The 12,841-nt window shown below is 71.6% G+C and carries 14 protein-coding genes; 11 read left to right on the plus strand and 3 right to left on the minus strand.

The genetic code is table 11. From position 1 onward, the window contains the following. The first annotated feature begins 150 nt into the window (after positions 1-150). Positions 151-804, plus strand: a complete 654-nt coding sequence (locus tag QSK26_RS15000; RefSeq protein ID WP_285775719.1) for a response regulator transcription factor — start codon at positions 151-153, stop codon at positions 802-804. Next, positions 801-2,063, plus strand: coding sequence for a sensor histidine kinase (locus tag QSK26_RS15005; RefSeq protein ID WP_285775720.1), 1,263 nt, complete (start codon positions 801-803; stop codon positions 2,061-2,063). Before QSK26_RS15000 ends, QSK26_RS15005 begins: the two co-directional genes overlap by 4 nt. 12 nt (positions 2,064-2,075) lie before the next feature. Here QSK26_RS15005 and QSK26_RS15010 read toward each other — a convergent pair whose 3' ends face one another. After that, positions 2,076-2,588 carry a hypothetical protein gene (locus tag QSK26_RS15010; protein ID WP_285775721.1) on the minus strand — a complete coding sequence of 171 codons (513 nt, stop codon included), beginning with the start codon at positions 2,586-2,588 and terminating at the stop codon, positions 2,076-2,078. Between the two features lie 248 nt (positions 2,589-2,836). Next, on the minus strand, positions 2,837-3,556 hold the full coding sequence (locus QSK26_RS15015) for a helix-turn-helix transcriptional regulator (protein ID WP_285775722.1): 720 nt from the start codon (positions 3,554-3,556) through the stop codon (positions 2,837-2,839). Between the two features lie 232 nt (positions 3,557-3,788). On the opposite strand from QSK26_RS15015, the gene QSK26_RS15020 reads away from it, so the two are divergent. The 9 genes from QSK26_RS15020 to QSK26_RS15060 all read left to right on the plus strand — a co-directional run bounded on the left by QSK26_RS15020 (position 3,789) and on the right by QSK26_RS15060 (position 12,123). After that, positions 3,789-4,241, plus strand: coding sequence for a hypothetical protein (locus QSK26_RS15020; RefSeq protein ID WP_285775723.1), 453 nt, complete (start codon positions 3,789-3,791; stop codon positions 4,239-4,241). A 2-nt stretch (positions 4,242-4,243) separates the two neighbouring features. Then, the gene (locus tag QSK26_RS15025; RefSeq protein ID WP_285775724.1) at positions 4,244-5,413 is read left to right on the plus strand and encodes a glutathionylspermidine synthase family protein; all 1,170 of its coding nucleotides are present in this window, start codon (positions 4,244-4,246) and stop codon (positions 5,411-5,413) included. An 11-nt stretch (positions 5,414-5,424) separates the two neighbouring features. Beyond that, positions 5,425-5,859: a DUF350 domain-containing protein gene (locus tag QSK26_RS15030; protein ID WP_285775725.1), complete on the plus strand. Its 435-nt coding sequence runs from the start codon at positions 5,425-5,427 to the stop codon at positions 5,857-5,859. 168 nt (positions 5,860-6,027) lie between these two features. After that, the gene (locus QSK26_RS15035) at positions 6,028-7,137 is read left to right on the plus strand and encodes a PucR family transcriptional regulator (protein ID WP_285775726.1); all 1,110 of its coding nucleotides are present in this window, start codon (positions 6,028-6,030) and stop codon (positions 7,135-7,137) included. Positions 7,138-7,253: 116 nt separating this feature from the next. Continuing rightward, a complete protein-coding gene (locus tag QSK26_RS15040) occupies positions 7,254-8,150 on the plus strand; it encodes an ACP S-malonyltransferase (RefSeq protein WP_285775727.1) in 897 nt (298 codons plus the stop codon). Then, positions 8,147-9,103, plus strand: coding sequence for a beta-ketoacyl-ACP synthase III (locus QSK26_RS15045; protein ID WP_285775728.1), 957 nt, complete (start codon positions 8,147-8,149; stop codon positions 9,101-9,103). Before QSK26_RS15040 ends, QSK26_RS15045 begins: the two co-directional genes overlap by 4 nt. Before the next feature lie 61 nt (positions 9,104-9,164). Continuing rightward, the gene (locus QSK26_RS15050) at positions 9,165-9,404 is read left to right on the plus strand and encodes an acyl carrier protein (RefSeq protein ID WP_285775729.1); all 240 of its coding nucleotides are present in this window, start codon (positions 9,165-9,167) and stop codon (positions 9,402-9,404) included. A gap of 51 nt (positions 9,405-9,455) precedes the next feature. Then, entirely contained in the window at positions 9,456-10,688 is a 1,233-nt protein-coding gene (gene fabF / locus QSK26_RS15055; RefSeq protein ID WP_285775730.1) for a beta-ketoacyl-ACP synthase II, read from the plus strand. Positions 10,689-10,698: 10 nt separating this feature from the next. After that, a complete protein-coding gene (locus tag QSK26_RS15060) occupies positions 10,699-12,123 on the plus strand; it encodes an acyl-CoA carboxylase subunit beta (RefSeq protein WP_285775731.1) in 1,425 nt (474 codons plus the stop codon). Between the two features lie 122 nt (positions 12,124-12,245). On the opposite strand, the gene QSK26_RS15065 is transcribed toward QSK26_RS15060, so the two are convergent. Further along, positions 12,246-12,740, minus strand: coding sequence for a DUF3145 domain-containing protein (locus QSK26_RS15065; RefSeq protein WP_285775732.1), 495 nt, complete (start codon positions 12,738-12,740; stop codon positions 12,246-12,248). Between the last annotated feature and the right edge of the window lie 101 nt (positions 12,741-12,841).

Raw genomic sequence — 12,841 nt, forward strand, 5'->3', positions numbered from 1 at the left:
CTGTCATGTCCTCACCTCCGTGCCGGAGGTCGCACGCCTCGGGCACCGTCCGAGTTGTACGGCGCGCGTGGTTAGCGACTTGTAAGCGTCCTGTCGCTTATCGCGGCCTAACAGGACATGCCTCAGGCTGGTCTCGGAGGTGCGGGATCTATGCGCGTGCTGGTGGTCGAGGACGAGGACGAGATGGCCGACGCGATCGCGCACGGCCTGCGCCGGCGGTCCATCGCCGTCGACGTCGCCTACGACGGAGCCGAGGCGATGGAGCGTCTCGGCTACGTCGACTACGACGTGGTGGTGCTGGACCGTGACCTGCCCGAGTTGCACGGGGACGAGGTGTGCCGGCGGCTCGTCGCGAAGGGCGGCGGCAGCCGGATCCTCATGCTCACCGCGGCGGGCGACGTGGCCGAGCGGGTCGAGGGGCTCGGCCTCGGGGCCGACGACTATCTGCCCAAGCCGTTCGTGTTCGCCGAGCTGGTGGCGCGGGTGCGGACGCTGGCCCGGCGTACGGCGCCGGTGCGCGCGGCGGCGCTGGAGCGGGCCGGGGTGCGGCTCGACCCGGCCCGCCGCACGGTGAGCAGGGAGGGCCGCGCGGTGACGCTGACCCGCAAGGAGTTCGCGCTGCTGGAGGTGCTCCTGCGGGCGGACGGCCTGCCGGTGCGCACCAGGGATCTGCTGGCCGGCGCGTGGGACGAGTTCTACGAGTCGGGCACCGGGCCGCTGCGGGTGGCGGTGGCGACGCTGCGCAGGAAGCTCGGCGACCCTCCGGTCATCGAGACCGTGCCCGGCGTGGGATACCGGCTGTGACGGGCCGCCGGACGGGCCGGCTGCGCGCCGGGTCGGCGGGGCGGACCGGCCCGCGGGCACCGCTGGGCCGGATGGGGCTGCGCGCCCGGCTCACGCTGCTTTACAGCGGGCTGTTCTTCGCCGCCGGCAGCGTGCTGCTGTGGGTGACCTACCTGCTGACCGCCCGGGCGATGGAGCAGCAGTTCGTCGCCCGCTTCCCCGCCCCGGAGAGCCTGCTGCCGCCGCCGGGGGCGTCGGGCAAGCCGACGATCCTGATCAGCAGGATGAGCAGGCAGTTCGTCGAGCAGCTCGAGTCCGCCAAGGCGGACGTGCTCGCCGACCTGCTGAGGAACTCCGCCCTGGTGATGGTGGCGATCGGCGTCTTCGCGATCCTGTTCGGCTGGGTGATGACCGACCGGGCGCTGCGTCCGCTGCACCGGGTGACCCAGACCGCCGAGCGGCTGTCGGAGAGCACCCTGCACGAGCGGATCGCGCTCAGCGGCCCGTCCGACGACGTCAAGCGGCTGGCCGACACCTTCGACGCCATGCTGGACCGGCTCCAGCGCGCCTTCGACGCCCAGCGGCGGTTCGTCTCCAACGCCTCGCACGAGCTGCGCACGCCGATCGCGATCAACCGCACGCTGATCGAGGTCGCCCTGGAGGAGCCGGACGCCTCCGACGACCTGAGATCGCTGGGCAAGGCGCTGCTCGGCACCAACGCCAGGCACGAGCGGCTGATCGAGGGCCTGCTGCTGCTCGCCCGCTCGGAGAACGAGATCCCGGACCGCCGGCCGGTCGACCTGGAGCGGGTCGCTCGCGCCGCGCTGGAGCAGCTCCAGCCGCAGGCCAGGCGGCGGCGGGTCGCGCTGCGGCCGGCCCTCGCTCCCGCGGTCGCCCGGGGTGACGCGCTGCTGCTGGAGCGCTGCATGGTCAACCTGGTGGAGAACGCGGTGAAGTACAACGTCAAGGACGGTCACGTCGACGTGCGGCTCTCCGCCGGCGACGACGAGCTGACGCTGACCGTCTCCAACACCGGCCCGCCGATCTCGGCCTTCGAGATCCCGGACCTCTTCGAGCCTTTCCGGCGGTTGCAGGACCGGATCGGCTCGGCGCGCGGCGCGGGTCTCGGCCTGTCGATCGTGCGGGCGATCGTCAAGGCGCACGAGGGATCGGTCGAGGCGGCCGCGCGCCCCGGCGGCGGGCTGACGATCACGGTGCGGCTGCCCGCCGCCCGGACCGCCCTGCCGGAGAGCGGCGTGCCGGCGCTGGAGACCGTCTGACGCCACCCCCGCTCAGGAGGGCGGGCGGCCGGGCAGGAGCTCCTGGCAGGTTTTCATGGCGGTCTCGAACGCTTCGGAATCACCGCCCTTCGGGCGGGTGATCTTGATCCCGCCGCCGTCGGCGAAGTCCGGGTCCTCCATGTCGACGCCGTTCTTCCGCATGCACTCGGCGAACTTGACCAGCCGGTCCCTGGCCTCCGGGTCCTGGCGGGCGTCGAGCTTCCCGCCCTGCAAATACTTGCCGCACGCCTTCTGCGCCGCCTCCATCAGGCCCTGGTCCGCGCCCTTCGCCCTGATCTGGATCCTGCCGTCGACCGGATCCTTCATGTCCACGCCGTTCTCCCGCATGCACTGGGCGAACTTCAGCGGGTCGCTGGACGCGGTGGGCGAGGGCGCGGCGGCGCCCGGTGTGCTCGCCGCCGTGGCGAGCGAGGCGACGCCCGCCCCCGCCCCCGTCGTGCCGCAACCCACTACGGCGAGGACGGGCAGCATCCCGACGAGCAGGATCGCGCGCCGGACAGTCATATGAATGCACCTCCGCCGCCGCGAGGACGGACGCCTCGCGGTGTGCGTCCATGTCTACGGAGGCGGAGGTTAGCGACATGTAAGCGCCGTCTTCCCCGGGCGCGCCGCCATTCGGCGGCCGGCGGCGTGCCCGGGAGCCTCAGAACGCCCCGGCGCCGTGCAAATCGATCATGATCTGTCCTTCCCGTTCTTCCGAACAGATCTACGATTACAGACGTTGACGACAACCCTATGTCGGTGTTTTCGAATCAGTCGAGGACTGGATTTCGCACGAGGACGTCGGGCACGTCGGTGACGAAGGTCTCCGGTGGGCGGGCCGGGCAGCGCTCCTCGGTCGCGGTGGCGTGGGTGATCCGGTCGAGCCGGAAGACCCGGACGTCGTCGCGCAGGCGGCACCAGCCCACGAGGTACCACAGCCCGCCGAGGCCGCCCAGGAAGACGCCCGGCTCGATGTCCCGCGCGGTGACCTCGCCCTTGGCGTCGCGGTAGCCGATGCGCAGCACCCGGCGGTGCAGCAGCGCGTCCTCTATGGCACGGGCGGCCTGGGCGGAGGCGGCCGCCGCGCCGGCGTCCTCGGCCGCCTCCACGAACCTGACCCGGGTGGCCAGCTCGCGCGCCTCGTCGCCGTCGCGGCCCGGCATGGCGGCGACGACCTTGCGCAGCGCGCTGCGGGCGTGCCGGGCGAACGGCGGCTGCCCGGCGCGGCCGAGGGCCACCGCGATCGCCACCGCCTCGGCGGGGGTGAAGTTGAGCGGCGGCAGCGACATGTCCTTGTCCAGCGCGTAGCCGCCGCGCCGGCCCGGCTGGGGGTAGATGGGCACGCCGGACTCCTGGAGTGCGGCGATGTCCCGCTCGATCGTGCGCACGCTCACCTCGAACCTCGCCGCGAGGTCACGGGCGGACCGGCACCGGGGGGAGATCGCACGCAACTCCTCGACGAGCGCGTACAGGCGATCGGTACGGTTCACAACCGCGACGCTACGCGGGATGACCGACAATCACCGGATCATCCCGGGTGACCGAGACGTAACGAACACCTTGCTATAACACGTCACATCGCCCCGCCCTGTGAGCACACGGTACGCTTTGCGAATCTCAGAGCAGCTGATCACGAGCATGGGGAGCTTCATGGCTGCGCACGACTCATCCCATTCCTCGTCCGGCACGCCGAAGAGGAAGGGCCCGAAAGCCTCGACGGTGGTGACGCTGACCGCGCTGGGGGCGGTCTCCCTGGTCGTGCTCGCGACCTGCGCGGCCCAGGACGATGACGACGACGTGACCGCGGACTGCGTCGAGTACTACCAGCCCGCGGCGACGCCCACGCCGACTCCCTCCTTCGACGACGACGGCGACGACGGCGAGCCCACGCCGACGCCCAGCGCGGCCGACTTCGGCGGGGCGTCCATCGACGCGGCCGCCGCGGACGGCACCTACCGCGTGGTGGACGACGAGTACTGCGACGACGACGACGGCCGGAGCTACTACGGTTCGCACGGCGCCTACCGGTGGTACTACGGCGGCGTGCACAGCGGCGGCGGAGCGCGGGTGGGCGGGGGCACCACGCTGCGCCCGAGCGACGTGAACATCACCAGCCGCACCGGCAAGGTGGTCCAGCGCGGCGGGTTCGGCGGCCACGGGTCCTCCGGCGGCTGACCGTGCGCAGAGAGTTGTCCGACCGGCGTGCCGGGTGGGAGCGGATCATCGAGTCCCAGGGGCTCGCGTTCCACTCCTCCGCGCACCCGGGCCACCTCGGCCGGCCGTACTGGGACGAGGGGGTGCACTACGTGTTCTCGATGGACGAGGTGCTCGCCCTGGAAGAGCAGGTCGAGGAGCTGCACCGGATGTGCCTCGCGGCGGTGGAGCACGTCGTGCGCACCGGCCGCTACGCCGACTTCGCCATCCCCGCCTGGGTCGGCCCGGAGATCGCGCTGTCCTGGGAGCGGCGCGACCCGCATCTGTTCGGCCGTTTCGACCTGCGTTACGACGGCGCCGGCCCGGCCAAGCTGCTGGAGTACAACGCCGACACCCCGACCAGCCTGGTCGAGAGCTCGGTCGTGCAGTGGTTCTGGCTGCGCGACGTCTACCCGGACGACGACCAGTGGAACTCCGTGCACGAGCGGCTGATCGACCGGTGGAAGGAGCTGGCCCCGTCGCTGCCGACCGGCCCCGTGCACTTCGCCTGGACCAACATGGACGCCAGCGGCGAGGAGGCGATGACGCTCGCCTACCTCCAGGAGACCGCCGCCCAGGCCGGGCTGAGGACCGCCGCGCTGGCCATGGAGGACATCGGCTGGGACGCGCTCAACCTGCGCTTCGTCGACGTCGAGCACCGGGTGATCCGCTCGCTGTGCAAGCTCTACCCGTGGGAGTGGGCGGTCTCCGACCCCTTCGGGGAGCGTGCCGTACGGCTCCAGCACTCGACGACGTGGATCGAGCCGCTGTGGAAGATGCTGCTCTCCAACAAGGCGCTGCTCGCGATCCTGTGGGAGCTGTACCCCGGCCATCCGAACCTGCTGCCCGCCTACCTCGACGGGCCGAGGGGCATGTCGTCCTACATCACCAAGCCGCTGCTCGGCCGGGAGGGGGCGTCCATGCGCATCGTGACGCCCGAGGGCGAGACGGCCACCGCCGGCGGCTACGGCGTGGAAGGCTTCGTGACGCAGGAATTCGACCCGCTGCCCGACTTCGACGGGCAGCGGCCGGTCCTCGGCGCCTGGATGGTGCACGATGAGTCGGCCGGGCTCGGCATCCGCGAGACCACCGGGCTGATCACGGACGACACGTCGTCGTTCGTTCCCCACCGCATCAACCTTGAGAAGCTCTAGGAGATACCGATATGACCCCCCTGGTTGACACCCTGGGCCGAGGCGCGCTCGCGATCCTCGCCTACGCCACGCTCGGCGTCCTCCTGCTGATCATCGGCTTCTACGTGCTGGACATGGCCATCCCCGGCAAGCTGCGGGACATGATCAAGCATGACCGCAACCCCAACGCGTCGCTGCTGACCTCCTCCGGCCTGGCCGCGGTCGCCCTCATCGTGGCCGCCTCCATCTGGTCCTCCGGCGGCGCCCTGCACGAGGGGCTGCTGGCCACCCTGGTCTTCGGGCTCGTCGGCATCGCCGTACAGACCGTGGCCATGCTGCTGTTCGACCTGGTCGCCGGGGTCTCGGTGCGCGAGCTGGTGCGCGAGCCCGACCTCCAGCCCGGCACCCGGCTGCTGGCCACGACGCACCTGGCCATCGGGCTGATCACGGCGGTCGCCGTAATATAGCGTCGCCCTGGGGTGGCTTGACCGGGCGCAGTCGAGTGGTGGTCGTGGTGACCTGGCACTCTAGAGGGCGTGACCGAGCCTCCCGAGAAACGTAACGGCCGACACTCCGGCACCGACGAAGCAGACGACCGGGTCAGAAAAGACACGACCCGGCGGCTCGAACGAGCCATGGGCACTCTCGGCACCGCCGCGATGGCCAGGATGGACGAGCGGCTGCCCTGGTTCAGGGCGCTGTCCGCCGAGGACCGCTCCTGGGTCGGGCTGGTGGCGCAGGCGGGCATCGCGGCCTTCGTGGAGTGGTTCCAGCACGCCGACGTCGGCCGCCCGACGCCGAGCATCGAGTTCTTCGGCACCGCCCCGCGCGAGCTGAAGCGCTCGATCTCGCTCCAGCAGACGGTGGACATCGTCCGGGTCGTCGTCGAGGTGGTGGACGCCCAGGTCGACGAGCTGGCCGCGCCGGGCGGCGAGGACCAGCTGGAGCAGGCGATGCTCCGTTACACCCGCGACGTGGCCTTCGCCGCCGCGCACGTCTACGCCCGCGAGGCCGAGGTGCGCGGCGCGTGGGACGCCCGGCTTGAGGCGCTGATCGTGGACGCGCTGGTGCGCGGCGAGGTGGACGACGGGCTGCACTCCTGGGCGGCGGCGCTGGGCTGGACCTCCGCGCCGGTGGTGGTGATCGCCGGGCACGCGCCGGAGGGCAAGCCGGAGGCCGTGATCGACCGGCTGCGGGACAAGGGGCGCAGGGCCGGGCTCGACCTGCTGGCCGGGGTCCAGGGGGAGCGCCTGATCGTGATCGTCGGCGGGGCCGAGAGCGTGAGCGACGCCGCCAGGCAGGTGGCCTCGCGGTTCGGTCCGGGGCCGATCGTGATCGGGCCCGAGGTGCCCGACCTGCACACGGCCGCGAGGTCGGCGCGGGCCGCGATGGCCGGGCTGCGCGCCGCCTGCGCGTGGCCGGACGCGCCGCGCCCGGTGCACTCCGACGAGCTGCTCGCCGAGCGGGCCATCGACGGCGACGACGACGCGCGCGGCCAGCTCATCGAGCAGGTCTACGTGCCGCTGGCGGGCACCCCGCTGCTCGACACCCTGGCCACGTACCTCGAACAGGGCACGTCCCTGGAGGCCACGGCCAGACTGCTGTTCGTGCACCCGAACACCGTGCGTTACAGGCTGAAGAAGATCACCGAGCTCACCGGCTATCAGCCGACGGAGGGCAGGTCGGCCTTCACCCTCCAGGTGGGGCTGATCCTCGGCCGTCTGACCGAAACGACCGTAATGTAGCGGTCTTTAGGTAACCGGCACGAAATGCCCACTGTGGAACTCCTACAAAGAACAGTAGACCAAGTTCGTACGGATCTCTATCCATGTGGTGGACCCCTACAGGGCAGGCTGGATTTGTGCTCGCCATCGTCGCTCCGGGCCAAGGCGCCCAGAATCCAGGCTTCCTGACACCCTGGCTGGAACTTCCCGGCCTGGCCGACCGGCTGTCCGCATGGTCCGAGATCGCAGGTCTCGACCTGATCGCCTACGGGACCACCGCAGGCGCCGACGAGATCCGCGACACCGCGGTGGCCCAGCCGCTGCTCGTCGCCGCAGCCCTCGCCTCCGCCGAGGCGCTCGGCGTCACCCCGGATGTCGTGGCAGGTCACAGCGTCGGCGAGTTCGCCGCCGCCGCGATCGCCGGCGTCCTCACCCCCGAGACCGCGCTGTCCCTGGTCCGCGAGCGGGCCCAGGCGATGGCCAAGGCCGCCGCCGTCACCGAGACCGGCATGACCGCGGTGCTCGGCGGCGACGAGGCCGACGTCCTCGCCGCGATCGAGCGGCACGGCCTGACCCCGGCCAACATCAACGGCGCGGGCCAGATCGTCGCGGGCGGCACGCTGGAGCAGCTCGCGGCGTTCGCCGCGGAGCCGCCCGCCCGCGCCCGGCTGCGCCCCCTCTCGGTGGCCGGCGCCTTCCACACCCTGCACATGGCCCCCGCGGTCGAGCACCTGCGTACGGCTGTCGCCGGCGCGGAGCCCGCCGACCCCCGGGTCACCCTGCTGTCCAACGCCGACGGCGCCGCGGTCACCGGCGGCGCGGAGTTCCTGGACCGCCTGGTCGCCCAGGTGAGCAACCCGGTCCGGTGGAGCTCCTGCATGGCCACGATGACCGATCTCGGCGTGACCCGGCTGGTCGAGCTGCTGCCCGGCGGCACGCTGACCGGCCTGGCCAAGCGCGCCATGCCCGGTGTGACCACAGTGGCGATCAAGACCCCTGATGACCTGGAAACCGCGCGGGAGGCCCTGATATGAGGTTGACGCAGGGTTCGCCCGGCGCGAGGGTGCTGGCCTTCGGCCACTACCAGCCGGCCAACGTCGTGACCAACGACGACCTCGCCGCCCGGATGGACACCAACGACGAGTGGATCCAGAGCCGGGTGGGCATCGCCGAGCGGCGCATCGCCTCCGACAACGAGTCGGAGATCGACCTGGCCGTGCAGGCCGGCGGCAAGGCGCTGGCGGCGAGCGGCCTGTCCAGTGACGACATCGACCTGGTGATCGTCGCCACCTGCACGATGGAGACGCAGATCCCCAACGCGGCGGGGCGGGTCGCCCACCGGCTCGGCGTCGAGGCGCCGGGCGCCTACGACGTCAACGCCGCCTGCGCGGGCTTCTGCTACGCGCTGGCCGCCGCCAACGACGCCGTGCGCGCCGGCTCGGCGACCAACGTGCTGGTCGTCGGCACCGAGAAGTTCTCGCCCTGGATCGACTGGCAGGACCGCGCCACCGCGGTGATCTTCGCCGACGGCGCGGGCGCCGCGGTCGTCGGCCCGTCCGACACCCCGGGCATCGGCCCGGTCGTGTGGGGCAGCGCGGGCGACAAGTCCGACGCGATCATCATCAAGGACCGCGAGTCCTTCCTGCACCAGGAGGGCCAGACGGTCTTCCGCTGGGCGACCACCGCCCTCCACCCGGTGGCGAGGGAGGCGTGCGAGCGGGCCGGGGTCGACCCCGCCGAGCTGGCCGCGTTCGTCCCGCACCAGGCCAACCTGCGCATCATCGAGGCGATCGCCCGTAAGCTGGGCGCCGACAAGGCCGTGATCGCCCGCGACATCGTGCACGCGGGCAACACCTCGGCCGCCTCGATCCCGATGGCGCTCTCCCGCATGATCGAGCGCGGCGAGGTCCCCTCCGGCGGCCTGGCCCTGCTGTTCGGTTTCGGCGCCGGCCTGGCTTACGCCGGGCAAGTGATCGAGATCCCCTGAGACTTGTACGGCCAGCCGTACAACACCCAAAAAGACACTTAATCCAAGGAGTTATCCCGACATGGCCATGAACGAGCAGGAGATCCTCGCGGGCCTCGGCAAGATCATCAATGAGATCACGGGGATCCCGGCCACCGAGGTCACCCCGGAGAAGAGCTTCGTGGACGACCTCGACATCGACTCGCTGTCCATGGTCGAGATCGCCGTCGCAGCCCAGGACGAGTTCGGCGTCGAGATTCCGGACGACCAGCTCAAGAACCTGAAGACCGTCAAAGACGTCATCGGCTTCATCCAGGCCTGACCCGCGACGACGTCCTTCAATGACAAGCCGACCGAAGAGGAGTGCAGTGCAGTGAGTAAGGACCAGGTACGTGTTGTCGTCACCGGGCTCGGCGCGACGACGCCCCTCGGTGGGGACGCCGACTCGACCTGGTCGGCGCTCCTCGCCGGTCGGTCGGGCATCCGGACGCTCACGGACGACTGGATCGACACGCTCCCGGTGAAGTTCGCCGGGAAGGCCGCCGTCGATCCGGGCGACGTGCTGCCCAAGCCGGAGGCCCGGCGGCTCGACCGCTACGAGCAGTTCGCCCTCATCGCCGCCCGCCAGGCGTGGGAGGACGCCGGTTCGCCGGAGGTCGACCGCGACCGGCTGGGCGTCGTCGTGGGCAGCGGCATCGGCGGCATCACCACGATCCTCCAGGCGTACGACACCTACCGGGACAAGGGCTGGAACCGGCTCTCGCCGTTCACCGTGCCCATGCTCATGCCGAACGGCGCGGCCGGTTGGATCAGCATCGACCTCGGCGCCAGGGCCGGCGCGCACTCGCCGGTCAGCGCCTGCGCCACCGGAGCCGAGGCGATCGGCTACGCGCTGGACATGATCCGGGCGGGCCGGGCGGACATCGTGGTCGCGGGCGGCGCCGAGGCGGCGATCCACCCGCTCAACATGGCGTCCTTCTCGGCCATGCGGGCCATGTCCACCAGGAACGACGAGCCGGAGCGCGCCTCCCGTCCGTGGGACAAGGGCCGGGACGGCTTCGTCCTCGGCGAAGGCGCCGGCATCCTCGTCCTGGAGACCGAGGAGCACGCCAAGGCCCGGGGCGCCCGCATCTACGCGGAGGTGGCCGGTATCGGCGTCACCAGTGACGGCCACCACATCTCCGCCCCCGAGCCCAGCGGGATCGGCGGCCAGAAGGCCATGCAGTTCGCCATGAAGGACGCCGGGATCGCCCCCGAGGACGTCGTGCACGTCAACGCGCACGCCACCTCCACTCCCGTCGGCGACGAGATCGAGACGAAGGCGATCAAGGACGCGATCGGCGGCCACCCGCTGGTGACCGCCACCAAGTCGATGACCGGCCACCTGCTCGGCGGCGCCGGCGGCATCGAGTCGGTCTTCACCATCCTCGCGATGTGGGAGCGCATCGTCCCCGCCACCGCCAACCTCGACGATCCCGCCGACGGCATCGAGGTGGACGTCGTGTCCGGCTCGCCGCGCAAGCTGCCGCAGGGACCGATCGCCGCGATCAACAACTCGTTCGGGTTCGGCGGCCACAACGTCGCTGTCGCCTTCACCAGTCACTGAGGAGTCGTTCATGACCGTGCTCGACAACAGGGTGGTGAGCCCGGCCTCCGAAACGGAGGCCGTGGATCCTCGCGACCCCCAGGTGCGTCTCGCCGCGCTGCTCGACGAGGGCTCGGTGCGGCCGATCACCCCCGAGGACAAGAGCGGCGTGCGCGCCGCGATGGGCCGGGTCGAAGGCGTCCCGGTCGTGGTCTTCTGCAGCGACGCGCGGTTCCAGGGCGGCGCCATGGGCAGCGAGGGCTGCGAGCACATCGTGCACGCCTATGACGTCGCGGTCCGCGAGCGCGTCCCGGTGATCGGCATCTGGCACTCCGGCGGCGCCAGGCTGGCCGAGGGCGTCGAGTCGCTGCACGCGGTCGGGCGGGTCTTCGCCGCCATGACCAAGGCGTCCGGCGTCGTCCCGCAGCTCTCCGTGGTGGTGGGCCCCGCGGCCGGCGGCGCGGCCTACGGCCCGGCCCTCACCGACATCGTCATCCTCGCCGACCAGGGCCGCATCTTCGTGACCGGTCCCGACGTGGTGCGCAGCGTCACCGGCGAAGTGATCGACATGGCCGCCCTCGGCGGTCCCGAGCCGCACAGCAAGCGCAGCGGCGTCGTGCACGTGGTCACCAAGACCGAGTCCGAGGCCCTGCTCCAGGCCAGGCGGCTCGCCGTGCTCCTCGGCCACCAGGGCAGGATCCGCGCCGCCGAGGTGGAGGACATCGACTTCAGCGACCTGCTGCCCGAGTCGGCCCGCCGTGCCTACGACGTGAAGCCGCTGGTCAAGGGGCTGCTCGACGAGCCCGGCGTGGAACTGCACGCCAAGTGGGCGCCCAACATCGTCACCACCCTCGGCCGCCTGGGCGGGCGCACGGTCGGCGTGATCGCCAACAACCCGATGCGTCTCGGCGGCTGCCTCGACGCCACCTCGGCCGAGAAGGCCGCCAGGTTCGTCCGGATGTGCGATGCCTTCGGGGTGCCGCTGGTCGTCCTGGTGGACGTCCCCGGTTACCTCCCGGGCGTCGGCCAGGAGCACGACGGCGTGGTCCGCCGCGGCGCCAAGCTGCTGCACGCCTTCGCCGAGGCGTCCGTGCCGCGCGTCACGCTGATCACCCGCAAGGCGTACGGCGGCGCGTACATCGCGATGAACTCCCGCTCCCTCGGGGCCACCAAGGTCTTCGCCTGGCCGACCGCCGAGGTCGCCGTCATGGGCGCGGTCGCGGCCGTGCGCGTGCTCAAGCGGCGCGAGCTCGCCGCCGCGACGGAGGAGGAGCGCCCCGCGCTGGAGGCCAGGCTGGCCGAGGAGCACGAGAAGGTCTCCGGCGACCTGGGCCGCGCGGTGGACCTCGGCGTGATCGACGAGGTCATCGAGCCCGCGACCACCAGGAGCGCGGTCGCCAAGGTGCTCGCCCAGGCCACCCCGGCCAGGGGCGCGCACGGCAACATCCCGCTCTAAGCGTCCCGGCCGGACCGGCTGGTCCGGCCGGACATGGCGAGGCCCCCGCACGATGGCGTGCGGGGGCCTCGCCGTGTCGCGGGTGTGCGGCTTCCCCGACCGCGCACCCGCCGTCGGCGGCCTCACACGGCCGCGTGAAGCCAGCGTACGGGCGCACCGTCCCCGGCGTAACGGAACGGCTCGAGTTCCTCGTCCCACGGCCTGCCGAGCAGCCTGTCCAGCTCGTCCTCCAGGACGGCCCTGCCCTGGGCGGCCATGAGCATCGCCGAGCGCAGCCGGTCCTCGGGCACCAGGATGTCGCCGTTGGCCCCGACGACCGCGGTGAAGGCGCCCAGAGTCGGCGTGTAGGCGTGCCGGGACCCGTCCACGCCGGGTGAGGCGTCCTCGGTCATCTCGAAGCGGATCCGCTGCCAGGGCATCAGGGACGACGTCACGGCGGCGGCCACGCCGGGCCGCCCCTCCCACTCGGCCTGGGCGCGAACGGTGCCGGGAGCGGCCGGCTGAGGGGTCCATGTCAGGTCCACGGGCACGCCTAGGACGCCCGCGACCGCCCATTCAATGTGCGGGCACAGCGCAGGCTGAGCCGAGTGGACGTAAAGCACGCCACGAGCAGACACCGGACCTCCCGTTTCGGTACGAGGTGCGCCTTCCCCAACGGCCTCATACTGGGATGATCACAAGTGACTGTAGGAGAGACTACCGTCGGTCGTGACGTGAC

Source organism: Microtetraspora sp. NBRC 13810 (assembly GCF_030268685.1).
Classification (GTDB): domain Bacteria; phylum Actinomycetota; class Actinomycetes; order Streptosporangiales; family Streptosporangiaceae; genus BSRQ01.